The organism is Phytoamicus setariae (assembly GCF_016722925.1).
Lineage (GTDB): Bacteria > Pseudomonadota > Alphaproteobacteria > Rhizobiales > Rhizobiaceae > Rhizobium_E > Rhizobium_E setariae.
The window spans coordinates 347,905-370,899 of sequence record NZ_JAEQNC010000005.1 but is presented as its reverse complement, the minus strand read 5'-3'; the positions used below and the strand labels follow the sequence as shown (position 1 = coordinate 370,899).

Annotated in this window: 25 protein-coding genes; 6 read left to right on the top strand and 19 right to left on the bottom strand. The window is 59.8% G+C overall.

Annotation, left to right across the window (positions count from 1 at the left end; translation table 11 throughout):
• Positions 1-21 precede the first annotated feature (21 nt).
• On the top strand, positions 22-1,152 hold the full coding sequence (recF, locus tag JJB09_RS11620) for a DNA replication/repair protein RecF (RefSeq protein WP_201657788.1): 1,131 nt from the start codon (positions 22-24) through the stop codon (positions 1,150-1,152).
• A gap of 314 nt (positions 1,153-1,466) precedes the next feature.
• On the opposite strand, the gene JJB09_RS11615 is transcribed toward recF, so the two are convergent.
• From JJB09_RS11615 to JJB09_RS11605, 3 genes are read right to left on the bottom strand one after another with little or no spacing between them, the layout of a single operon-like run.
• Complete coding sequence (locus tag JJB09_RS11615) at positions 1,467-1,808, bottom strand: hypothetical protein (protein ID WP_201657786.1); 342 nt, start codon at positions 1,806-1,808, stop codon at positions 1,467-1,469.
• Position 1,809: 1 nt separating this feature from the next.
• Positions 1,810-2,232 (bottom strand): acetyl-CoA carboxylase biotin carboxyl carrier protein, encoded by a 423-nt coding sequence (locus JJB09_RS11610; protein WP_201657784.1) that lies wholly within the window; start codon positions 2,230-2,232, stop codon positions 1,810-1,812.
• A gap of 10 nt (positions 2,233-2,242) precedes the next feature.
• Entirely contained in the window at positions 2,243-3,025 is a 783-nt protein-coding gene (locus tag JJB09_RS11605) for a LamB/YcsF family protein (RefSeq protein WP_201657781.1), read from the bottom strand.
• A 152-nt stretch (positions 3,026-3,177) separates the two neighbouring features.
• Between JJB09_RS11605 and pxpB the strand changes: the two genes are divergently transcribed.
• From pxpB to JJB09_RS11590, 3 genes are all read left to right on the top strand, one after another.
• Positions 3,178-3,843, top strand: coding sequence for a 5-oxoprolinase subunit PxpB (pxpB, locus tag JJB09_RS11600; protein ID WP_201657778.1), 666 nt, complete (start codon positions 3,178-3,180; stop codon positions 3,841-3,843).
• A complete protein-coding gene (locus JJB09_RS11595) occupies positions 3,840-4,829 on the top strand; it encodes a 5-oxoprolinase subunit C family protein (RefSeq protein ID WP_201657775.1) in 990 nt (329 codons plus the stop codon). The genes pxpB and JJB09_RS11595 overlap by 4 nt, the downstream gene beginning before the upstream one ends.
• Before the next feature lie 247 nt (positions 4,830-5,076).
• Positions 5,077-5,733: a FecR family protein gene (locus JJB09_RS11590; RefSeq protein ID WP_201657772.1), complete on the top strand. Its 657-nt coding sequence runs from the start codon at positions 5,077-5,079 to the stop codon at positions 5,731-5,733.
• An 18-nt stretch (positions 5,734-5,751) separates the two neighbouring features.
• Here JJB09_RS11590 and JJB09_RS11585 read toward each other — a convergent pair whose 3' ends face one another.
• The 13 genes from JJB09_RS11585 to JJB09_RS11525 form a co-directional block, all read right to left on the bottom strand.
• Positions 5,752-6,903 carry a hemolysin family protein gene (locus JJB09_RS11585; RefSeq protein WP_201657770.1) on the bottom strand — a complete coding sequence of 384 codons (1,152 nt, stop codon included), beginning with the start codon at positions 6,901-6,903 and terminating at the stop codon, positions 5,752-5,754.
• Positions 6,904-6,907: 4 nt separating this feature from the next.
• Positions 6,908-7,432: an rRNA maturation RNase YbeY gene (ybeY, locus tag JJB09_RS11580; protein ID WP_246748673.1), complete on the bottom strand. Its 525-nt coding sequence runs from the start codon at positions 7,430-7,432 to the stop codon at positions 6,908-6,910.
• Positions 7,425-8,471: a PhoH family protein gene (locus JJB09_RS11575; protein ID WP_201657958.1), complete on the bottom strand. Its 1,047-nt coding sequence runs from the start codon at positions 8,469-8,471 to the stop codon at positions 7,425-7,427. Before JJB09_RS11575 ends, ybeY begins: the two co-directional genes overlap by 8 nt.
• 35 nt (positions 8,472-8,506) lie before the next feature.
• Positions 8,507-9,889, bottom strand: coding sequence for a tRNA (N6-isopentenyl adenosine(37)-C2)-methylthiotransferase MiaB (gene miaB, locus JJB09_RS11570; RefSeq protein ID WP_201657767.1), 1,383 nt, complete (start codon positions 9,887-9,889; stop codon positions 8,507-8,509).
• 32 nt (positions 9,890-9,921) lie between these two features.
• Positions 9,922-10,716, bottom strand: coding sequence for a lyso-ornithine lipid O-acyltransferase (gene olsA / locus JJB09_RS11565; protein ID WP_201657764.1), 795 nt, complete (start codon positions 10,714-10,716; stop codon positions 9,922-9,924).
• Between the two features lie 4 nt (positions 10,717-10,720).
• Entirely contained in the window at positions 10,721-11,152 is a 432-nt protein-coding gene (locus JJB09_RS11560) for a Fur family transcriptional regulator (protein ID WP_201657761.1), read from the bottom strand.
• 42 nt (positions 11,153-11,194) lie between these two features.
• Complete coding sequence (locus tag JJB09_RS11555) at positions 11,195-11,686, bottom strand: GNAT family N-acetyltransferase (RefSeq protein ID WP_425523715.1); 492 nt, start codon at positions 11,684-11,686, stop codon at positions 11,195-11,197.
• A 93-nt stretch (positions 11,687-11,779) separates the two neighbouring features.
• Positions 11,780-12,430, bottom strand: coding sequence for a tRNA (adenosine(37)-N6)-threonylcarbamoyltransferase complex dimerization subunit type 1 TsaB (gene tsaB / locus JJB09_RS11550; RefSeq protein ID WP_201657755.1), 651 nt, complete (start codon positions 12,428-12,430; stop codon positions 11,780-11,782).
• Between the two features lie 6 nt (positions 12,431-12,436).
• Entirely contained in the window at positions 12,437-13,000 is a 564-nt protein-coding gene (locus tag JJB09_RS11545; RefSeq protein ID WP_201657752.1) for a NifU family protein, read from the bottom strand.
• Between the two features lie 134 nt (positions 13,001-13,134).
• The gene (locus tag JJB09_RS11540; protein WP_201657749.1) at positions 13,135-13,557 is read right to left on the bottom strand and encodes a DUF6157 family protein; all 423 of its coding nucleotides are present in this window, start codon (positions 13,555-13,557) and stop codon (positions 13,135-13,137) included.
• Between the two features lie 9 nt (positions 13,558-13,566).
• On the bottom strand, positions 13,567-14,058 hold the full coding sequence (locus JJB09_RS11535; RefSeq protein WP_201657747.1) for a universal stress protein: 492 nt from the start codon (positions 14,056-14,058) through the stop codon (positions 13,567-13,569).
• A 34-nt stretch (positions 14,059-14,092) separates the two neighbouring features.
• Positions 14,093-15,157, bottom strand: coding sequence for a tryptophan--tRNA ligase (gene trpS / locus JJB09_RS11530; RefSeq protein ID WP_201657745.1), 1,065 nt, complete (start codon positions 15,155-15,157; stop codon positions 14,093-14,095).
• A gap of 110 nt (positions 15,158-15,267) precedes the next feature.
• Entirely contained in the window at positions 15,268-16,389 is a 1,122-nt protein-coding gene (locus JJB09_RS11525; RefSeq protein ID WP_201657743.1) for an AI-2E family transporter, read from the bottom strand.
• Positions 16,390-16,740: 351 nt separating this feature from the next.
• Between JJB09_RS11525 and JJB09_RS11520 the strand changes: the two genes are divergently transcribed.
• Positions 16,741-17,172 (top strand): YcbK family protein, encoded by a 432-nt coding sequence (locus tag JJB09_RS11520; RefSeq protein WP_201657741.1) that lies wholly within the window; start codon positions 16,741-16,743, stop codon positions 17,170-17,172.
• Positions 17,173-17,399: 227 nt separating this feature from the next.
• Positions 17,400-18,071: a class I SAM-dependent methyltransferase gene (locus JJB09_RS11515; protein ID WP_201657739.1), complete on the top strand. Its 672-nt coding sequence runs from the start codon at positions 17,400-17,402 to the stop codon at positions 18,069-18,071.
• Positions 18,072-18,134: 63 nt separating this feature from the next.
• Here the strand turns inward: JJB09_RS11515 and JJB09_RS11510 are convergent, their stop codons facing one another.
• The 3 genes from JJB09_RS11510 to JJB09_RS11500 are packed head-to-tail and all read right to left on the bottom strand — an operon-like array spanning position 18,135 to position 22,974.
• Positions 18,135-18,533 carry a VOC family protein gene (locus JJB09_RS11510; RefSeq protein WP_201657735.1) on the bottom strand — a complete coding sequence of 133 codons (399 nt, stop codon included), beginning with the start codon at positions 18,531-18,533 and terminating at the stop codon, positions 18,135-18,137.
• Complete coding sequence (gene murJ / locus JJB09_RS11505) at positions 18,530-20,125, bottom strand: murein biosynthesis integral membrane protein MurJ (protein ID WP_201657732.1); 1,596 nt, start codon at positions 20,123-20,125, stop codon at positions 18,530-18,532. The genes JJB09_RS11510 and murJ overlap by 4 nt, the downstream gene beginning before the upstream one ends.
• Positions 20,122-22,974 carry a [protein-PII] uridylyltransferase gene (locus JJB09_RS11500; protein ID WP_201657730.1) on the bottom strand — a complete coding sequence of 951 codons (2,853 nt, stop codon included), beginning with the start codon at positions 22,972-22,974 and terminating at the stop codon, positions 20,122-20,124. Before JJB09_RS11500 ends, murJ begins: the two co-directional genes overlap by 4 nt.
• Between the last annotated feature and the right edge of the window lie 21 nt (positions 22,975-22,995).

Sequence of the window (22,995 nt, the reverse complement as noted above, 5' to 3'; positions counted from 1 at the left end):
CGGAAAGTCCGTCCAGCCTTTATGCCCCAGAAAGTCACCATAAACCGTCTGACCCTCAGCGCATTCCGCAACTACGACCATGCCTCGCTCAATCTCGACGGCCGTCATGTTGTGCTGACGGGCGAGAACGGTGCGGGCAAGACGAATCTGCTGGAGGCAATTTCTTTCTTTTCGCCGGGGCGTGGCCTGCGCCGTGCGGTCTACGCGGATGTCGGCAAGCAGGGCGCGGATGCCGGCTTTTCGATTTTTGCCGAGGTCGACGGCATGGATGGCACTGTCGAGATCGGCACCGGGCTGTTGCCTGGTTCGGAAACAGCATCGCGCCGGGTGCGGATCAACGCAACAGACGCTAAGTCGGCCGACGAGTTGCTCGATCACCTGCGTATCCTGTGGCTGACACCGGCCATGGATGGGTTGTTCACCGGCGGGGCATCGGACAGACGACGCTTCATCGACAGGCTTGTCCTGTCGCTCGACCCCACCCATGGCCGTCGCGCCTCGGATTTCGAGCGCAGCATGAAGATGCGCAACAAGCTTCTCGAGGAAGGGCGCTACGACGCGGACTGGATCGGTGCGATCGAAAAACAGATGGCTGGTCTCGGCGTGGCCATGAAGATGGCGCGCAGCGAACTTGTTTCCCTGCTTGCCCATTTGGCCGATCGCGACGGATCGGGCTCGGCATTTCCGTCCGCCGACCTGTCATTGACGGGGTTTCTGGATGGAATGGAGGGATTGCCTGCGCTCGACCTGGAGGATCAATATATCGAGCTTCTGCAGCAGGGACGCTATCGTGACCAGGCGGCCGGCCGTACGCTAGAGGGGCCTCACAGGACGGACCTGAATGTCCTGCACCGGGACAAGAAGATCGAAGCCGGCCTTTGTTCCACCGGCGAACAGAAGGCGTTGCTGACGGGCCTGGTGCTTGCCCATGCGCAATTGACCGCCAACCTGACAGGCGCTGCGCCCATCCTGTTGCTCGATGAAATCGCCGCCCATTTCGATATGCGACGCAGGGCCTCGCTCTTCGATCTCATAGACCAGCTTGGCGGGCAGGCCTTCATGACCGGCACCGACCGGCACCTTTTTGAAGCGCTCGGCGAACGGGCTTTGCAGCTGACGGTTTCGAACGGATCGATCAACGTTTCGTCCTGATTGTCAGGGTCTTTAATGCGCTGGACGCATGATGCCACTTCGCGATGAAGGGCCTTGAATAACAAATTCCTACATTAGGAAATTTAAATTCACCTGCAGGTGGGCCCTTCATTGAAAAGCCACATTTGCATCGCCAGATGCTGTTTATCGGTAGCCGGTGCCCCTTTGGCTACCTTTCTCCGGGATCTGGCAAGTCCCCCGCCGACCCGGAACGCGAGCAAGGACGCCCCTTATCTTTGTTCGCCTTAAATGAGACCGTCATGGCGCTGCCCTCCGGCCATGACGGTCTTCTCGTTTCCAGGTTGCATTTTCGTTCAAAAAAGCGTGGTGCCATAGCCGACAATTTTTCCGCTTTCGACAATCGGCGCGGGTAGGATTCCATCTGAAACGGCAAGGATCGGCAGCAGGATAGGCCCGATTTTCAGGTAGCCGACGGGTTCGCCTCTACGCACTGCGCGAGGAAATACGGGGGTGCTGCGATCGAGCGGGTGTCGGCTCAGAAATACGCCGGCCTGAGGGCAAGTGATTACCGGATGCAGTGGAATTTTCTGGTCGAGCACAAGCGCGATGCTGGCCGACGCATCCGCATAGTCGAACTCGGCGATGCCGTGACGTGCCATAAGACGCAGCAATCGATTCTCATCCGCCATCGTCATTTCAATCCGGCTCGATGTCGAAAAGCTGCGTTCCCGGTTCGACCGAGCCGCCATCCTCGACACGGATCGCGACAATCGTCCCATCCCGGTCGGCTTCGACTGGGTTCAGCATCTTCATCGCCTCGATTATGGCGAGCTGATCGCCTTCACGAACGTTTTGGCCGATAGTGACGAACGGGTCTGCTCCCGGTGCCGGTGACCGGTAGAAGGTGCCGGCGATGCCTGCGCAGAGAGTCTGATCTGTCGACGGGGCAACGTCATTGGCAGCTTGCTCGAGGGTTTCGGCTGGCGACACCATGTTCGTCGTCGCATCGCTCGTCTGTTTTGCCAGCCGGACCCGCAAGCCTGCCTCGCTCACATCGAGTTCGCTCAGGCTGGACGATTCCAGCATTCGCATCAACCGTTCGATCAGCGCGAAATCCATGGTCACTTCCTCATGCTGCGGCAAACGGCCGGATTGTGATACCGGCGGTTTCCAGTGCGACACGCAACCGCCGGGCAATATCGACTGCCGACGGAGTGTCGGAGTGGACGCAGATGGAATGGATCGGTGTCGGCAGCTTCTTGCCGCTGACGCTTTCGATGGCGCCATTCCGCAGCATCGACAGGATCCTTCGAGCGATTTCTACGGGTTCATGGATCACGGCGCCCGGCAGCTTGCGATCGACCAGATAGCCGTCATCGGTATAGGCGCGGTCGGCAAATATCTCGGAACGGATTTCGAGCCCCATGTCGGGCGCGATCTTCTCCATCTCGCCCAGAGCGATGGTCAGGCATACGAGATTTGGATTGACAGCCTTGATGGCGCGGCAGGCGGCGAGCGCGACGTCCCTGTTCTGCTGGCCGAGATTGCCGAGTGCGCCGTGCAGTTTCACATGGGTAATCTTGTGGCCCGCATAGGTCGCCATCGCTTCGGCTGCGCCGATTTGGTAGGCGATCAGCCGCTCTGTCTCGCCCATGGTGAAAGGAATATTGCGCCGTCCGAAGCCCCAGAGATCGGGGTAGCCGGGATGGGCGCCAACCGAAACGCCCTTTTCCTGTGCCTTGGCAAATGTATTGGCCATTACTTCCGGGTCGCCGGCATGCATGCCGCAGGCTACGTTGGCCGAGCTGACAATGTCGAGCATGGCACTGTCGTCGCCCATTCTCCAGGCGCCGAAGCCTTCGCCCATATCGGAGTTGAGATCCACAACCAGCCCGGTGCGTTCCGTCGCCATGTCTTGTTCCTCCGCAATATGAAGCGGTTATACAGAATATTGGTGTGGCGCCACAATTGCGCGACAGGGCGATAGGAGATTATTTTGTACTGGCGGTATGCAATCGCCCCAGTCTGATAATCAACTGGCCTCAATCGACAGCTGGATGAAGCATGGTGTCACGGTCGCACGACTATGTTCTTTCCCATGAGGGCCCCGGAGCTCTGCTGCTGGATGCGGCAGAATCGACGTTCAGCGATGCAGTTCAGGAAAAGGTCTGGCGCGTCGCAGCGGACTTGTCACGGTTTAGCGGCGTTCTCGAAACCGTTCCCGGCATGAACAATTTGATGGTCGTCTTCGATCCGCTCGTGGCCGATGACATGGCGCTTTCACAAGCGATCCGCGGTCTTTGGGAAGAAGCCGACCTGCAACTCCCACCCGGCCGGATTGTCGATGTGCCGGTGATCTACGGCGGTGAGGACGGTATCGATCTGGCCGATTTTGCCTTGGCAAAGGCCATGCCGGTTGAGGAAATCATCCGGCGTCATACAGCGCCACTCTATTCGGTGGCGGCTGTGGGGGCCATGCCCGGCTTCGTCTATCTCTCGGGCCTCGATCCCGTACTGGCCGCACCCCGCCTCGCCAATCCGCGTAACGGGGTGCCGAAGGGGTCCGTGATCATTGGCGGCACGCAAGCGGGTATCATGCCGGTGACCGCACCGTCCGGCTGGCATATCCTCGGCCGCACGTCCTTGGACCTCTTCGACCCGCATCGGGCGCGGCCTGCCTACTTCAAGCCCGGCGATCGCATCCGGTTCGTTCCGGAGCTGTCGCAATGATTGAGATCCTGACATCTGGCCTGATGAACTCCGTGCAGGACCTAGGCCGCCCGGGATACCTCGATCAAGGCATCGGCATGGGCGGGATGATGGACGCGCCCGCCTTGCGTATTGCAAACCTTCTCTTAGGCAATGCTGACGATGCAGCTGGGATCGAAGTGACTATTTTTCCGTTCCGTTTGCGGTTTCTTCAGGCGGGGCGTTTCGCGGTGACCGGTGCAATCTGCAATGCGGCGCTGAATGGTGGCAAGGTCTTGCCGCCATGGTGGGCAGGCGATGCGGAGGCAGGCGACGAGCTTCGCATCGATCCGCCGACCCGTGGTGCGCGCGCGGTGGTGGCGTTTTCAGGCGGCATCGTTGTGCCTGAGGTTTTGGGTTCGCGGTCGACCGATCTAAAGAGCGGCTTCGGCGGCTGTCAGGGTCGGGCGCTGAAGCGCGGCGATCGGTTGCAACTGGGAGCTGGCTCGGAGGGCGGCGGCCATACTGGTAGCCATGGGGTCGATCCTTCGGAGTTTCGCGATATGGAGGCAGCCGGCAATGTGCTTCATATCATGCAAGGGGCGGAGTTCAACGCCTTCACCGAAGACGCCAGGCAGGCGCTTTTTGGCTCGCCGTTCGTGGTATCGAAGGAAAACAACCGGCAGGGCGTCCGGCTCGACGGACCGGGCCTTGCTCTCGTGCGGAAGCTCGAGCTCTTCTCGCATGGCATCATGCCGGGCACGGTACAGGTGCCGCCATCAGGTCAGCCGGTGATTCAGCTTGCCGAGGCCAATACTTGTGGTGGTTATCCGAAGATAGGCCACGTCATTCCAACCGACCTGTGGAAACTGGCACAGGCCGCGGTCGGAACGGAGTTTCGCTTAGAAGAGGTTTCACGCGATTGGGCGGTCAAGGAAATCCGCAAACAGGAGCTGAAGTTCAGCCAATTTCGAAACCTGCTGCCAATTGTGAAGAAAGTTCAGCAGGGGCACGGCAAGTTGTTGTAAGGATATAAATATTCCGCGATAGCAACCGGTGCGGTTCCGATCCGGAGGTCTTTTGGGGATGTGGGCATGCAGGCCTGGGGTCTCCGGCAGGTTCGACGATGCAGCCGACTGTTCCCGGAGGAACTTGCAAGGCGCAATTACGCGTTCATATTGGCCGGTGCTTGAGGCGAGGCGGTTGTGGCCGGCGTCTTTCAAATGCGCATCAGTTGGAATAGACTTTTGCCAAAGGCTTTCAGGAGGCTCTGCCATGCATGACAAGGTATTCTATATCAATAAGGGTTTGACGCGCCGGCAGACGCTCGGGCTCGCGGGTGCACTTGTACTCTCTCCGGGCTTGTCTGCTTTTGCCGAAGAGATGATCGGCAAGGTGCTCGAGGCCCAGGGAGCCGTGTCCAAGGTTCAGAACAACGTGGAAACACGCATAAAGACTGGCGCGCCGCTGTCCAACAACGATCTTCTGTCTACCGGAGACCGCAGCTTCGCCTCCGTAGTCCTGGGCTCAGACACAAAAATCACCATGGGTTCGAACACCGAGGTGTTGCTCGACAGTTTCCTCGCCGAACAGGGCGGGACGCTCGAGCTGGTGTCGGGGGATATGGTTTTCGACCGTCCCGAGGGTACACCGAAGATCGACCTGACGATCCGGACGACATTTGGCCAGATCGGCGTGCGCGGGACAAAATTCTTCACCGGCCGTAGCCGGGGCAATTTTGCCGTGTTTGTCGAACACGGGCTGGTGGAAGTCAGGAGCGGTGCAACCATCCGCAAGGTCGCGTCAGGCGAGGGTGTCGATATCGCCTCCGACGCAAAGACGCGCTCGCTGTTCGGCGCCGAGGTGTCGGAGACCAAGAAGTGGGGCAAGGGCCGTATCGAGGAAGCCTACAAGAGCGTGGGGCTGATGTAGGCTGAGAGGCCAACGCAGCTAGATATCTGACCCCTTGTCGTTCTCAGGCAGCGTGGTTGCGTCGTTTTCCGGTTCGCCATCCTCGCGGATCTGCCTCCGGCGCGCAGGCGCCCGCTTGCGGGCGATCCTGACTTTCTTGATACGCCGCGCATCGGCATCCAGCACATGAAATTCGAAGCCGGGTACGGCCTGCACCACTTCTCCGCGGGCAGGGATGCGGCCAAGCTCGGCGAAGATCAGGCCGCCCAGGGTATCCACCTCGTTGACCTGGCCAGACACGTCGAAATCGGGGCCGATCGCGGCTGAAATTTCTTCGAGATCCACACGCGCATCGGCGACGAAGACGTCGTCCGACTGACGGGTGAACATTGCCTCTTCGTCATCGTGCTCGTCTTCGATATCGCCGACCAGCATCTCGACGATATCCTCGAGCGAGGCAAGGCCGTCGGTCCCGCCGTATTCATCGATCACCAGCGCCATCTGGGTGCGCTCGGCCTGCATCTTGGCCATCAGTTCCGAGGCCAGCATCGATGGCGGCACGAAAAGCACCGGGCGGATGATGCCGGCTTCGGCGATTGTCGTGTCTGGATTGACCCGTGAAAGATCGAACGGTTTTGCGCCTCTTGCCGATGGCTTCGGGGTCGGCGACGAAGCTGCGCCGTCCACGGACGCTGCAGCAGGCTTGGAAGCCGTCTTGCGCTTGTTACGCCCTTCCTTGATCATGTAGCCCAGAAGGTCGCGGATGTGCACCATGCCTCTGGGATCGTCCAGCGTTTCGGAGTAAACGGGCATGCGCGAGCGGCCGGTGTCATAGAACAGCAGCATCAGTTCGCCGATTCTGGTGTCCTGGTCGACCGCCTCGATTTCGGCGCGCGGCACCATCACGTCCTCGACGCGGACTTCGCGGAACCGGAGGATGTTGTTGAGCATCGAGCGTTCGACCGGAGAAAAGCCGATCGAGGCACTTTCCTCGGTTGCCAGCACATCGGCGAGATCCTCGCGCAGGCTGGACGCATTCTGAGGCCGGAGCAACCGCGCCACCTTTGCCCAGAACGATTGTCTGGGCGCGGTGGTACTCTCACCTTTGGGTGAATTGCCGCCGTCATCGGCACTCTTGTGCGCCGAAGCCTCGTTTGCCGCTTCGTGCGGCCGTGTGGAAAATTCGTTCATTGCCTCAAACTGTCATTTCGTCATCGTCCCCGTAGGGATTTTCGAGGCCGAGTTCCGCTAGGATGCGGATTTCCAGACCTTCCATGACCTCAGCTTCCTCGTCCGTCATATGATCGTAGCCGAACAGGTGCAGGAAGCCGTGCACCAGCAGATGTGTCAGATGATCATCAAATGACTTGCCAAGGTCAAGTGCCTCGCGGCGCAAAGTTTCCTCGGCAAGAATGATATCACCCAGCATGGGACCCGGTTTGCCACCGGGAGTCAGCGGAAAAGCAGGGAAAGACAACACGTTCGTCGGCTTGTCCTGCCCACGCCATTCCGCGTTGATGCCTCTTATATCTTCATCATCGGTGAAGACCAGAGAAATTTCAACCGGCTGTTTGAGGAAGGGTTGCTTCTCGCTCGTTGCGAGAAAAGTCGCGGCATTTTCGAGAACGCGCTTTGAGAAATCGGTGAGCGCGTCCTCACTGGGCCATTGTCCGGCTTCGACGCCGAGCTGGATATCCAGCATTTCAGTCTTGTCAGGCATCGTGGCGGTTGTCGCTCGCGCCTTCGGCGTCATAGGCACGGACGATGCGGGCCACCAAAGGATGGCGTACGACGTCCACGTCCCTGAAGCGGACGACGGTAATTCCCTCGACGCCGTTGAGGATGTGCAACGCTTCCACAAGCCCGGATTTGGTGCCGCGCGGCAGGTCCACCTGGCTGGGGTCACCGGTGATGATCATGCGGCCATTCTCGCCAAGGCGGGTCAGGAACATTTTCATCTGCATCGCGGTGGTGTTTTGCGCTTCGTCGAGAATAACAGCGGCATTGCCCAGCGTGCGGCCGCGCATGAATGCCAGAGGCGCGATTTCGATGACCCCTGCGGCGATGGCGCGTTCGACCTTGTCGCCGGGCATCATGTCGTAAAGCGCATCATAGAGTGGACGGAGATAGGGATCGACCTTCTCCTTCATGTCGCCGGGCAGAAAGCCGAGCCGCTCGCCTGCTTCGACGGCGGGACGGGACAGGATGATCCGGTCAACGGCCCCCCGTTCCAGAAGCTGGGCGGCATGCGCTACGGCAAGATAGGTCTTGCCGGTGCCTGCCGGCCCCACTCCGAACACAAGTTCGGACCGTTCCATGGCCCGCATATAGGTATCCTGGGTGGGCGTGCGTGCGACAATGGTCTTCTTGCGGGTGGAGATCTGGCCCATCGAAAGCTTGGCTTTCCTTTCGAGCGCGGGAAAGACGAGCTGGTCGTCAGCGGCTTGCGCCATACGGATCGCGCCCTCGACATCGGAGGTTTCGATGGGGCTGCCTTTTTGCAGGCGGTCGTAGAGGTAATCCAGCGTTCTCCGGGCAAGATTGGTGGCTGCGACGTCGCCGGTTATCGATACGGTATTGCCGCGCGCACGCGCATCAATGTTGAGCCGGTCCTCGATGAGCTTGAGATTCTGGTCGAACTGGCCAAAAAGCTCGCTGGCGAGCCGGTTGTTCTCAAAGGTTAGAACGAAGTGATTGGCGTCTGCCGGAGTCCGGGTTGGCTGGCGCTCATGCGAAGGCATCAACTCGGGTCTGTTCAAACCATCCTGCTCCTGTTGATCGACCGGTAGGTCTGTCATGCGATTTCCGCGTGGAGACTATTGGTCCCGGTCTTGCTGATTCGTGCCTGTATAATGTCACCGATTTTTATGTCTTTTGCATCAATTATCACAGGCAGCAGCCAAGGGGAACGACCTACGACCTGATCGGCGAAACGGCCGGGCTTTTCAACAAGAACATCGGTGGTCTGCCCCACCAAGGATTGCTGGAACTCCGTCTGCTGACGGAATAGTAGTGCCTGGAGTCGCTCGAGCCGCTCAGCCTTCACATCCTCAGGCACGTGGTCCTTCAATTCGGCGCCCGGGGTGCCCGGTCGGGCCGAATATTTGAACGAGAAAGCCTGGGCATACCGAACTTCTTCGACCAAGCGCATCGTGGCTTCGAAATCCTCGTCGGTTTCGCCGGGAAAGCCGGTGATGAAGTCGCCGGACAACGCGATGTCGGGCCGCACGTTCCGGATGCGATCGATCAGCGCCATATAGTCGGCGGCGGTGTGACGTCGGTTCATGGCCTTTAGAATGCGATCCGATCCCGCCTGTACCGGCAGGTGCAGGTAAGGCATCAGCTTGCGAAGGTCGCGGTGCGCATTGATCAGCGTCTCATCCATGTCGCGAGGATGGCTGGTCGTATAGCGAAGCCGGGCGATCCCGGGAATTTCAGCCAGATGATAGAGCAGGTCGCCGAGGCTCCAGGAACGGCCGTCGGGGCCTTCGCCGTGCCAGGCATTGACGTTCTGACCGAGCAGGGTGATTTCGCGGACGCCGGCTTCGACCAGACGGTGCGCTTCCGTCAGGATCTGGGCAACCGGGCGAGAGACTTCCGAGCCGCGCGTATACGGTACCACGCAGAAGGTGCAGAACTTGTCGCAGCCTTCCTGCACGGTCAGGAACGCGGACACGCCGCGCGCAAGCGTCTTTTCGCGGTTGATCTGCGGCAGATACTCGAACTTGTCTTCGACGGCGTATTCCGTCTCGATCACACGTTCGCCGCCACGTGCACGGGCAATAGCCTCGGGCAGACGGTGATAGGTTGTCGGTCCGATGATCACGTCGACGACCGGCGCGCGCCGGGCGATCTCGGCACCTTCGGCCTGAGCGACGCAACCGGCGACCCCCACCATCAACTCGCGGCCGTTGGCGGCACGGGCCTTCTTCATCTTCTGCAGGCGGCCGAGCTGCGAGTAGACCTTTTCGGCGGCCTTTTCCCTGATGTGGCAGGTGTTGATCAGCACCAGGTCGGCATCGTCGACAGTGTCGGTCGATTCATAGCCGCTCTCCGACAGCGCATCTGTCATGCGCTGGGAGTCGTAGACATTCATCTGGCAGCCATAGGTCTTGACGAAAACCTTCTTGGAGTTCGGGCGCTGTTCGATGTCTTTGTTGGGTGCAATCTGGTCCATGCCCGGCTCTTTAGAGCATGTTGGCCTGCAATTCAATGATGGCGTCCCCTCAGCATGGTCTCCATCATCTGGCGGATTTCCTCGACGGCAACTGACGCCAATTCCTTGCGACTTGAGGTGGGCGTTGCGGCGACAGGTGCGCCAAAGGCGATCTCGACATCCAGCGCACCCTCTTTGAGCACGCCCAGGAGGTGCGGAAGCAACTCGACGTCGCCCGGCCAGGCAGCGATCGGCCGGTGGTAGTGCCCCATCGGCATGCCGTGGATCCTTGTATAGGCGATGGCCACCGGCTGTACGTGGACAACACCGGCATCGGCCGCCACAGCCGCTGCCGTTGCGGCGCCGAACAGGGAGGACTTGATCAGCAGAAGCCGGTTTCCGTCCGATGTTGTGCCCTCGGGAAACAGCACCACGATCTCGCCGGCATTCAGTCGATCGGCCATCTCATTGGTCTGCTGTTGCGTGCGGCTGCGCTGCTGCCGCTCGATGAAGATAGAGCGCTGCAGTCGCGCAAGCAGCCCGAACACAGGCCAGTTGTGCACCTCGGCCTTGGCGACATAGGCAACATCGGCGACGGAGGCGAGCGCCAGGATATCGAGCCATGACGAATGATTGGCGACGATCAGCAACGGCCTGCCGATGCCGGGCGTCCCATGCGTTCTGACATGAACGCCGAGCGCAAGGAGTGCCGCCTTGTGCCAGTAGCGTGGCAACCGGTTGCGCCAGCGATGTTTCAGTGCCAGGAAGGCGAGGTGGAATGGCAGGAGTGCCAGCGTTACGATCGCAACGAAAATGATCGCCAGTATGATCCGCGCAGACGCGATCATTGCATCACTGCTTGTCGTCTCGTGAAAGTGGAATCCCGTAGAGTTCCAGGCGGTGATCGACGAGCTTGAAGCCGTGCTCGCGGGCGATCTTTTCCTGTAGCGCCTCGATCTCGGCGGAGTGGAACTCGATGACCTGTCCGCTCTTGAGGTCGATCAGATGATCGTGGTGCTCGTCCGGTACGGTCTCGTAGCGCGAGCGACCTTCGCGGAAATCGTGGCGCTCGATGATGCCGGCGTCCTCGAACAGCTTTACGGTGCGATACACCGTGGCGATGGAAATCTTCGAATCGACCTCGGAGGAGCGACGATAGAGCTCTTCGACATCTGGGTGATCGGTGGATTCCTGCAGGATACGCGCGATCACGCGACGCTGGTCGGTCATCCTCAGGCCGCGTTCGGCGCAAAGCTCCTCGAGCGTGCGGGTAATATCCGCCATTCCGGTCATTCCTTTGGACGTCAATTCAATAGATCTGACGAACTAGCGGAGATCAAGCCGCATGACAAGCGCCGTGGCTTTCTCGCCGGTCGGACCAGCAAAGTAGCCCTTGCGCTCGGCAACCTGCTTGAAGCCAAGTTTCCGGTAGAGGCCGATGGCCGCCGCATTGCCTTCATCGACCTCCAGAAACATCGTTTCCCCGCCGCGCGCCTTGGTTTCGCGAATCGCTGCCAACATCAGGCGCCAGCCGAGGCCCCTGCGCGGATACTTGCCGGACACGGCAATGGTCAGGATTTCGGCTTCGCCTGCGACCTCCCGGGCCAGGACAAAACCGCCCAGAGAGGCCGGATTGCCGCTGGTGATGCGGGCTGAAAAGCCGAAGACGTTCGATTGTGTCATCAAGGAGTGAAACTCGCCATCGCCCCATCGGCGAAAGAACCGTTCGCCATGCAGGATGGAGAAGTCCAGGCAATCGTCGGCGCCGGCGGGAAAGACATCGAACTCCGCCTTGCGAGCGAACAGACTTTCGAGCAGCGTTACCGGATTCATTGTATTTCCATCCCAACAAGCAATTTTATAGCATAATCGACCGAAAAGATTGAGAAAACTCTACATTTCCTGAGAGAATCACGCGTGCGGGACAGCAAAACCCGTCTGCGGCCGCGCATCCGCGCCCCGGATGTAAAGTGGCTGAGCCTTGCGACTTTTCGGCAGGCGTGCGGCAATCCTGCCGATGGTGGCAAGCGGGAAGGCATCAAGCTGAGGCGATGGCGCGCCGGCGAGAACCGCCGCTCCCGAGCCTTCGACAGCAGCGCCTTTTGCGTGCGCCAGCGCACGCAATTCATCATAGTGGTAAGCGGAGGCCTCAGTGATCGCAGTCCCGTCGGTGTCGAACAACTGTCCGTAGAGCTCGTCGCGCCGGGCATCGATTGCTGCGAAAACCGGCTTGTCGCGGGCGGCAAGTCGTCCCTCCGCCACGACTTCCAGCGTCGTCACACCGACAACGGGGATCTGAAGCGCCAGCCCCAGCCCGCGGGCGAGCGCCACGCCCACCCGGATGCCGGTGAAGGAACCCGGCCCGATAGTGACAGCAATGCGTTCGAGGTCTGCAAACGCCAAGCCGCTTTCGGCCATGGTCGCTTCGATCATGCCGGGCAGGATTTCGGCGTGGCCTTTACCGATCGTCTCCGAACGGAATGAAACCACGTCGCCGCGCTCGGTATCGTAGACACCTGCGGCGCATTCGGGGCCAGATGTATCGATGACGAGAAGTCGCATGCGAGATCAGACGGCTTCCACTTCCTGCACTTCCGGAACGAAGTGGCGCAGAAGGTTCTGCACACCATGCTTGAGGGTGGCGGTCGACGACGGGCAACCAGCACAGGAGCCCTTCATGTTGAGATAGACCTTGCCATCGCGGAAGCCTCGGAAGGTGATGTCGCCGCCGTCCTGGGCCACGGCCGGACGAACGCGCGATTCCAGCAGTTCCTTGATGGTGTTGACGATGTTGATGTCGCCTTCGTCGAAAAACTCGCCCTGCTGATCGGCATCTGCCGCATCCTTGGCGGTCCCCATGATCGGGGCGCCCGACATGTAGTGCTCCATGATTGCGCCAAGGATCGCCGGCTTCAAGTGCTGCCAATCGGAGTCGTCCTTGCTGACAGTGACGAAATCGTAGCCGAAGTAAACGCCGGTCACGCCGCGAATGGCAAACAAGCGTTCAGCCAGCGGGGACTCTGCCGCATCCTCGGCGGAACGGAAATCCGCGGTGCCGCTGTCAAGCACGACCTTGCCGGGCAGGAATTTCAGCGATTGCGGATTGGGCGTGGCTTCAGTCTGAATGAACATCGGTTTCTCCATCGGTCCAGCGGGTCAAGGCCGCGGATTTTAGAATTATTCCAAACAAAATAGGCGGTTTGCGTTCCTGCTGCAAGCGATATGATGCGTTGCCGCAAAGAAAACAAGTGGTTGAAACTCAGGAATTACGCAGTTGCCAGTGCGCTCTGGCGGCTGTTGCGCATTGCCTTTTCCACCTTCAGCCCCGGCTGGCTGGCAAGCTTTCGGTAGTGATCCGATTCCATCGGATAGATAGCGATCCTGCCTTGCTGGTCGTAATGAGCGCCGAACCCATAGGTTTTGGTCAGTGGCGATGCCCGCATGCAGGCATGCCCCCGCGCGTAAAACTCATCGCGGATCTCCTGCCGCTCATCGTCGCCGAGCCGCTGTTTGCGGCAATGGATCTCGAACAGGAAGTCCATCAGGTTGTAGCGGTAGGGTTCTGCGGTCAGCAGATCGTATTGCAGCTTGGCCAGTGTCGGTGCGTCCGGCCGGTCAGGCGGTCTGCGCGACTGCAGTGCCTTGGTATCGTCGGCGACCAGGATGAATGTATCAACAACCTGCATCATCGTGCTTCCTCAGCTTAGTGCGTCGATGTCTTCGTCGCTGAGCGTTTCCGGAACGATTGTTACCGGTATCGGGAAGGCTGCGCCCCGGCCGGCAATGGACGATACCAGCGGACCGGGGCCCTCTTTGGCGGAGCTCGCCGCCAGAACGAGGATGGCGATATCGCGATCCTCCTCGATCAGTTGGAGAATCTGTTCCGCCGGTTTTCCCTCGCGGATGACCAGTTCGGGCTCGGCACCAATGGCTTCGCGAACTTCCTGGGCGACCTTCGCCATGATCGCTTCGGCTTCTTCGCGCGCTTCGGCACGCATGATGTCACCAACGCCGATCCATTGATTGAAGTCGTCGTCGGAAACAACATAGATCAGAACGAGGCCGCCGCCCGAATTTTTCGCGCGCATTCCGGCATAGTGCACGGCGCGACCGCATTCGGGCGTATTGTCGATCACCGCCATGAATTTACGGCGATGACCTTCCAGTCGCGATTGCCTCTTGGATACCATCGGCCGCTTACCTTTTTCTGCAATATCCGAATTCTTATCGCAGAAAACCGATGATGTCGCGCACTTCGTTCATGGTTTTTTCCGCACGAACACGAGCCCGTTCGCCGCCCTTTTTGAGGATCGCATCAATGTGGCTGGTATCCTCCATCAGGCGACGCATTTCACCGGTGATCGGCGAAAGAACGTTGACGGCGAGATCGACGAGTGCCGGCTTGAACACCGAGAACTGCTGGCCTCCGAATTCGGCAAGGACCTCTGTCTTGGACTTGTCGGCGAGCGCGGCATAGATTCCGACGAGGTTATCGGCCTCGGGCCGACCTTTCAGGCCTTCAGTCTCGCTCGGCAAGCCGTCCGGGTCAGTCTTGGCCTTGCGGATCTTCTTGGAGATGGCGTCCTCGTCATCCATCAGATTGATGCGCGACAGATCGGACGGATCGGACTTCGACATTTTCTTGGTGCCGTCGCGAAGGCTCATGACGCGTGGCGCGGGGCCATCGATCAAGGGTTCGACCATCGGGAAGAAGGCGTGCACTGGTTCTTCACCGACGACAATATCGGTGCCGAGGCCTGACGTGCGGATATTGTCCTGATAGTCGAGATTGAACTTCATGGCGATGTCGCGGGCAAGCTCGAGATGCTGCTTCTGGTCGTCACCGACTGGAACGTGCGTGCCGCGATAGATCAGAATGTCGGCTGCCATCAGCGAGGGGTAGGCGAGCAGACCGAGCGAGGCGTTCTCGCGGTCCTTGCCGGCCTTGTCCTTGAACTGGGTCATGCGGTTCATCCAGCCGATGCGGGCGACGCAATTGAAAACCCAAGCCAACTCGGCGTGCTGCGGCACGGCCGACTGGTTGAAAACGATGTGTTTTTCCGGATCGATGCCGGAGGCGATGAAGGCGGCGGCGATCGAACGGATCTGCCCGCGCAGATCCTCGTGCACAAGCTGCGCCGTGATCGCATGCAGGTCGACGACGCAATAGATGCAGTCGTTGCCTTCCTGCAGGGCGACGAACTTGCGGATCGCGCCAAGATAGTTGCCGAGATGGAGATTGCCTGTCGGCTGAACGCCGGAGAATACCAGTTTGTTGAATTCGCTCATCATGTCCTCGATTAGGCTTGTGGAGGGCCCCAGGGCCAACGGCCCATGTTGCTAACGTCGGCGCTTATGCACGCCGCCGTATGTTCAATCAAGGGGGATTCTCGGCGTGGTTATTCTTCCGCTGGAACCTTGGACGGTTGCTGCGCCGAGAGGAAGTTGCCAAAAGGCTTGAGCGTTTCGAAATGGTCGCAGACGACCTTGATGACCACGAGAAGCGGTACCGCCAGCAGAGCTCCGACAAAGCCCCATATCCACGACCAGAATGAAATCGACAGGAAGACGGCGACGGGATTGAGTTCCAGTCTGCGACCGAGCAGCAACGGTGTAACGAACTGGCCTTCCACAATGTTGCAACAGAGCACGAAGGCAGGCGCGAGCAGGCTGAAGACGATATTCTCGAAGGTCACGAGCGAGATGATCGCGACAAGGACGATGGTCGCCAGCGCGCCGACATAGGGCAGGAAATTCAGCACTGCGGCGGCCACGCCCCAGACCATGGCATTCGGTATGCCGAGCAGCCAGAGGCCACCGCCGACCGCAATGCCGAGGCCGGCATTGATGAGGGTAATCGTGAAGAGGTAACGGGAGATCTCCCGCTCCACGCTGTAGACCACCCGCAGCGCACGCTTCTTGTCGCTCATTAGGCTGAAGCTCTGGATGAGTTTTTCGTAGAACAACGTTCCTGAAGACAGCAGAAACAGTGACAGGACGAGCGTGATTGCCAGTGTCGTGCCGATGGAAAGAAGGCTGCCGGCGGCACGGGACAAGATTCCGGGCTGGGCCACAACCACTTTTTGCACATTGCCGTCAGTGATCGTTTCCGTGGCGCTGTCGATTTGGGAGGTCGCTTCCACGGCCTTGTCTACCGTCCTCCGGATGGAATGGATGCGCTCTTGCAGCTTGGCGCTGATTTGCGGGGCGTCAGCGACCAACTGGCTGACCGGGCCGCTTGTCACATATGCGAGGATGGTGATCGCTCCTGCGGAGACGACAATCAGAATTGTGGCGGACAGCGCGGGCGGCACGGCCCACTTTGACAGGAAGCGGACGATTGGCGTCAGTGTCAGTGCGAGCAGGAAAGCCAGAATTACCGGCGTCAGGAAATCGCGCCCGATGTACAGCCCATAGACAAGCAGCAACAGGAAGATACCGGCGAGGTAGCGCGAGATCCGCTTGGAGAAATCGACGGGTTTCGCGGCAATGACCGTTTCTTCCGTGTCGGACTGGGCCATACGTTCCTCGCAGGATAGCTGGAAAACACGATGCGATGATGCGGGTGGATAATGGCATCGGCACCGCGCCTGCGCAGGAAATCACTCAGCGCCGGCATTCTTTAATGCTTCAGAAGCCTCGCGGTTCCCTGCCGCGGAATTTAGTACTCCGAATGGCTTAGCCACCGGTCAAAATAGCCCGATGGAGTAGGCGAGAGTAGGCGGATTACCCAGCTTCCGCCAAAGAGATGAACCTCGACTCTAGTGCTGAGCAAAAAAATCCTCAAAAATGCCGCTTTTAGGAATTCTTTGCCCTTTCCAGCGCGCCGGCCTTCCGTCAGCTCGCCAATGAAGTAAAAAAGGAGAGGTGTTATGCGAAATGCCTTTATCGTGGCGCTCGCGAGCCTGCTCACGCTGTCCAGTTTCTTCAGCACCGAGGCGCAGGCCGGATCCAGGAAGAAAGCCTTTCATCGAAATGAAAAAGCTCGCGTCATTCTCGCCTACGCCGTCCAGACGCCGCGGGTCAATTCCGGCTGCTTTCCAGCCAAGCTCAGGGGTGTCCTCGCCCATATCGCCGCACGAACCGGCAAGCGCCCGTTGGTGACATCAGGAAGCCGACAGAAAGCGCGGCGCGGTTCCTATCACCTCAAATGTCTGGCGGCTGATATCAGAGTCCCGGGTGTGTCCGTCGGCAAAATCGTCGCGGCTGCGCAATCGGCGCCCGGCATCGGTGGCATCGGCACCTATTGCAACGGCATCGTTCACGTGGATATCGGGCCGCAGCGCCGATGGCGCCATTGTTGAGCGACATTCGGCAACGACAGCCCGCAGCTGCCCGGCCTGATGGTTTAACTAGCTATTGATATCGTTGATGTTCTTGCGATCCCCCGACGCCGCACGGTATTGTTCGGTATAAGTGGAGCCTGTCCAAAGGACTGAGGTGAACGGCAGGTGGATTAATCGAAAATTTACCATGTTTACCTAGGTTTGCGTCGAGGATTCTCGAATTCAACATTCCGGGGTGGAACAGAATGGCTGCACATGCCTTGCGCAACGATAACGTATTTCAAATCGAGCCCGAATACAGGTCTCTCGAAGAGAAGTATGCCCGCTTCGACAAGTTCCTGAAGGGTCTATGGTCTGACGTTTATCCTGAATATACTTCGACTCTTCATGACCAGATCACCGCATCTGTCTGGCAGCGCGTCAAGGAAACCTATCCGATCCCCGCTGGTGCCAAGGTGCTCGATGTCGGTTGCGGGCAGGGCGTTGCGCTGAAGCATTTCGCTGCCGACAATCTGGATGCCATCGGTATCGCCATCGGCGAGGATGTGAATATCTGCCGTCAGCAGGGATTCAACGCGGTGGAAATGGACCTGTCGTTCCTCGAATTCGCCGATGAAAGCTTCGACTTGGTCTGGTGCCGCCATGTGCTCGAGCACAGTGTTTTTCCGCTTTTCTCGCTGGCCGAGACCTATCGGGTGCTGAAGCCGGGCGGCGTGCTCTATATGGAAGTGCCGGCCCCGGATACGGCGAGCCGCCATCAGACCAATCCGAACCACTATTCGGTGCTCGGCAAGTCCATGTGGCAACAGCTTCTCAAGCGTGCAGGCTATTCCAAGGTTACCATTGCGGATGTGACCTTCAATGTGCCCGCCGGCCCGGATGCCTATTGGAGCTTCATCGTCAAGAAAGACGACTGAATGATCCGTGCACCCGGCCTCCGGGCGGGTTGATGTTACCGCGAAGCGAGTGTGTGGCGCGGGCTACACACTCGGCGCAGGTTCGATGAGATCCCACATATTGCCGAAAGCATCGCGAAACACCGCCACCGTGCCGTAGTCCTCGTGGCGTGGCTCTTCCATGAATTCGACGCCGCGCGACCGATAGAGCGCGTGGTCGCGGTCGAAATCGTCGGTTTGCAGAAAAAAGCTGACGCGGCCACCGGTCTGGTTGCCGATGGCCTGGACTTGCCGGTCGCCTTTTGCCTTGGCAAGCAGCAGGCCCGCGCCATTCGTTTCGTCCGGTTTGACCACGACCCAGCGCTTGCCGCCGCCCAGCGGCGTGTCGGCGGCAAGGGTAAAGCCAAGTATGTCGCGATAGTACTCTATGGCCCGATCGTAATCGGGAACGACGATCGTTGCCAGGAAGAGGTTGCGGGTCATTCGTCTCCCGCCACGGGCGCTGAAGGTGCCGCCGCGCCGCGTTTCATGTTGCGCCGGATCATGCCCAGGCTCGCGCCGCCAATGGCGAAGGCGACGCCGAAATAGACCACCATGGCGATGCCGATCAGGGCAAGCACCGCGGCGATCTCTTCGAGCAGTCCGGAGCTCGGCGAGATGTGGGGTGCGGCATGGACCGAGGCATATTCAAGCACGCCGGCCATGATCGCCGCCGCGGCGAGAAGCCGGATGACACGGCTGACGAAAGCCTTGTCGATGTCCATGTGCCCTCGACGGATCAGCGTCGCAAACAGCAGGGTTGTCGAGATCCAGCCGGAGACGACTTCGGCGGTGGCAATGCCGCGTTCAGCGAAGAATGGAAAGAGCGACAGCGCCAGCGCGCAATTGACCGCGACCGCCACAAATGTGAAGCGCATGGGCGTCTTGGTGTCCTCGCGTGCGAAGAAGCCGGGATTGAGCGCCTTTATCATCACGAAGCCCGGCAGCCCCAGGCCATAGATTGCCAAGATGCCGGCGACGGTTGACGTCATGGATTGATTGAAGGCGCCGTGCTCATAGACGACCCGGATGATCTCGTCGGAAAGCACCCAGATTGCGGCCGCAGCCGGCAGCGTCAGGAACAACACGAATTCCAGCGAGCGGTTCTGGATGTTAGCGGCTTCCTTGATTTGGCCGCCGCGCAAGGCCCGCGACAGTTCGGGCAGTAGCACAACGCCAACGGCAATGCCAACAACGCCGAGCGGCAGCTGGTAGATGCGATCGGCGAACTGCAGGGCAGCGATGGCGCCATCCTTGGTGGAGGCGATCATCTGGCCGATGAGCTGGTTGATCTGAGTGATGCCGCCGGTGATGGCAGCTGGAAAGGCCAGGATCAGCAGGCGCTTTACATTGGGTGTCATGCGTGGGCGCTTGAAGCCGATCGACATGCCCGCATGTCGAACACCCGCATAAAGCACCGCCATCTGCAACAGGCCCGCGACAAGCACGCCCCAGGAGAGATACCAGGCGGTGGCGAGCGGATCGGCTCCCGTATAGAGGCCGTAGAACAGTGCCACGATCATGGCCAGATTGAGAAAGATCGGGGCGACGGCCGCAGCAAAGAAATGATGCAGCGAGTTCAGCATGCCCGACAGCATCGCCGTCAGCGACATGCACATGAGATAGGGGAACATGACGACCGCAAGCTTGACCGTCACCTCGTATTTTTCGGTGCCGACGTCGAAACCCGGAGCGATGATCGTCCGCACGATCAACGGCATCGCCAGTTCCATGGCGATGGTGATGATCAGCAGCACGGTAAACAGAACGCCGAAGACTTCCTCGGAGAAACGCCGCGCCGCATCCTTGCCGCCGGCCTCGATCTCCCTGGCAAACAATGGCACGAAGGCGGCGTTGAATGCGCCTTCGGCAAACAGTCGCCGAAACAGATTGGGAAAGCGGAAGGCAGCGTAGAAAGCGTCGGCCATCGGACCGGTGCCCAGTGCAGCGGCCATCAGTGTTTCGCGTGCGAAGCCGAAGAAACGGCTGCCGAGGGTGGCTCCACCCACTGTCATGAATTTGCGGACCAGGCTCATGGATTGGCTGCCGGTTTCTTGACCAGCACACCCTTGGGCGCAAGAGGCGTGACCACGCCGGGTGCGACGCGTGTTTTTCCGGCCTCTTCCTCATCGGGCATGATGGCCTTCAGCCGCGCCGCAATCAGCGCCTGGCGATTTTCGGTGGTGATCTTTTCGCCGGTCAGATCTGTAACGTAGAAAGTATCGATGACCTTTTCCCCGAATGTGGTGATGCGGGCGGAGGCAATGTCGAGCGACAGGTCGGCCAGCATTGAGGTGATGTCGGACAACAGTCCCGGACGGTCGAGGCATTCGATCTCGATGACCGTAAACCGGTTCGACAGCATGTTGGAAATCGTCACGCTCGGCGTGATGACGAAGGTCTTGTCCTTCTTCTTGCCCTTGGTGCGTGTGGCGATCACATCGGGCAGGCGGCGCTTGCCCGAAAGCACGTCCTCGATCATCTTGGTGATCGTGCCGGCCCGCCTGAGCTCGTCGTCATCGTTTTTGAACTGCCGGCTGACATGGATCGTATCGAGTGCGCGGCCCGACGCGGTGGTGAAGATCTGCGCGTTGACGATGTTGGCGCCCGCAGCGGCGCACGCGCCGGCGATGACCGCGAGCAAACGGGGATGGTCAGGCGCAAACACCGTGATCTCGGTGATGGCGTGGAAACTGTCGGTGCGCACCATGGTGGCGAGCGCCTTGTTTTCACGGTCGGCCTCGCGGATGAAGGCGGTGTGGCGGACCTGATCTTCCAGCGGCACCGATAGCAGGTAGGGCGCGTAATGCATCCGCACATAGGTGTTGCGCTCGGCTTCCGGCCAGTCCGCCAGCGCTTCCGAAAGCTTGTCACGGGCATTCTGCACGCGTTCGGTGCGTGTCGCCTCGGAAAAGCCGCCGGCCAGCAGCAGTTCGGTTTCATAATAGAGGATGCGCAGAAGCTGGCCTTTCCAGCCATTCCACACGCCGGGACCCACAGCCCTGATATCGACGACCGTCAGGATCAGCAGCATCTTGAGCCGCTCGAGCGACTGAACGCGGCCGGCGAAATCGGAAATGGTCTTCCAGTCGTTGAGGTCGCGCGTCTGGGCCACCATCGACATTGTCAGGTGCTCATCTATCAGCCAGGCGACCATCTCGGTCTGCTTCGGCGTCATGCCGAAGCGCGGGCAGAGCTTGCGTGCCACCTTGGCGCCGGCCACGGAATGATCTTCCGGCCTGCCCTTGGCGATGTCGTGCAACAGCACGGCGACATAGAGCGCCTCGCGGTCCTCGATGGTCTTGATCAGGCCGTCGATCAGCGGATGGGAATCGGTTTCCTGTCCCTTCTCGATACTCGACAGGATGCCCACGGCGCGAATGAGGTGCTCGTCCACCGTGTAGTGATGGTACATCGAGAACTGCATCATCGAGACGATCTTGCCGAATTCCGGGATGAAGCGCCCAAGGACGCCGGACTCGTTCATTCGCCGCAGCATCAGCGAGGGATCGCGGCGAGAGGTCAGGATAGCGAGAAACAGCCTGTTGGCTTCCTCGTCGGTCCTCAATGCATCGTCAATGAGATGCAACGACCGCGTCACATTCTTCAGGGCGTCGGGGTGGAATTCCAGTCCATTGAGGTCGGCGACGTGAAACAGGCGGATCAGATTGACCGGGTCGCGGCGAAAGACTTCGGCGCTTGCAACGTCCAGCCTGCCCTTGTCCTCGACGAAATCGGCGGCGCCGGCAATCTTGCGGCGGCGATTGGCAAACCGGCTGAGAACATTGGTCAGCCCCGGCTGGGCTTTTGCCTGCTGATCCTCCAGAGCGGCGCAGAGGATGCGCGTCAGGTCGCCGGTGTTCTTGGCGATCAGGAAGTAGTGCTTCATGAACCGCTCGACGGCCGACAGGCCCGGGCGCGACTGATAGCCAAGTGCTTCGGCGACCTCCCGCTGAAGATCGAACGACAAGCGGTCCTCGGCCTTGCCGGTATTGAAATGCATGTGGCAGCGCACTGCCCAGAGAAAATCCTCGGCCTTCTCGAAGGTGCGATACTCGGCCTTTGACAGCACGCCGAGCCGGACGAGATCGGCAGTATCGCGCACGCGGTAGAAGTATTTGGTGATCCAGAACAGCGTGTGCAGATCGCGGATGCCGCCCTTGCCTTCTTTCACATTGGGTTCGACCAGATAACGGGTATTGCCGGAGCGCTGGTGGCGCTCATCGCGCTCGGCAAGCTTGGCGGCGACGAATTCGGGCCCGGTCGTCTTGACCAGTTCGTTGTCGAAGCGGGTCAGCAGTTCCTGCTCCAGCACGGTGCTTCCGCAGATATAGCGCGTTTCCAGGATCGCGGTACGGATCGTCATATCGCTCTTGGAGAGCTTGATGCATTCATCGACGGTGCGTGTTGCGTGGCCGACCTTCTGGCCCATGTCCCAGAGGATATAGAGGATGAACTCGACGACCTTCTGGCTCCATTCGGTCTGCTTGCCCGGCAAAAGGAAGAGCAGGTCGATATCGGAGCCGGGCGCGAGCGTGGCGCGGCCATAGCCGCCGACGGCGGTGATGCACAGGCTCGTCGCGCCTGAGGCGAATACGTAACGCGTGGCATAATCGTAAGCCTGCAGGAGGATCTGGTCCTGCAGCCAGGAGATGCGCCGTGCGCAACCCATGCCGCTGCCGTCCGCATTCAGGATATCGTGGGCTTTCTGGCGTCCCTGCTGGTTGACCAGCCGAAAATAGGCGAGCAGTGTGGCGCGCGCGCTCACAGGATCGGCGTTGTGGCTTTCGGCAATCGCGCGGACTCCCGCGGCGAATTCCTCTACATTGAGAATCTCGGGATAGCCCATATCGGGCTTTGCGGCCAAGGCCGGTGTATGCTGCATCGACTGACACCTTTCCAGCCA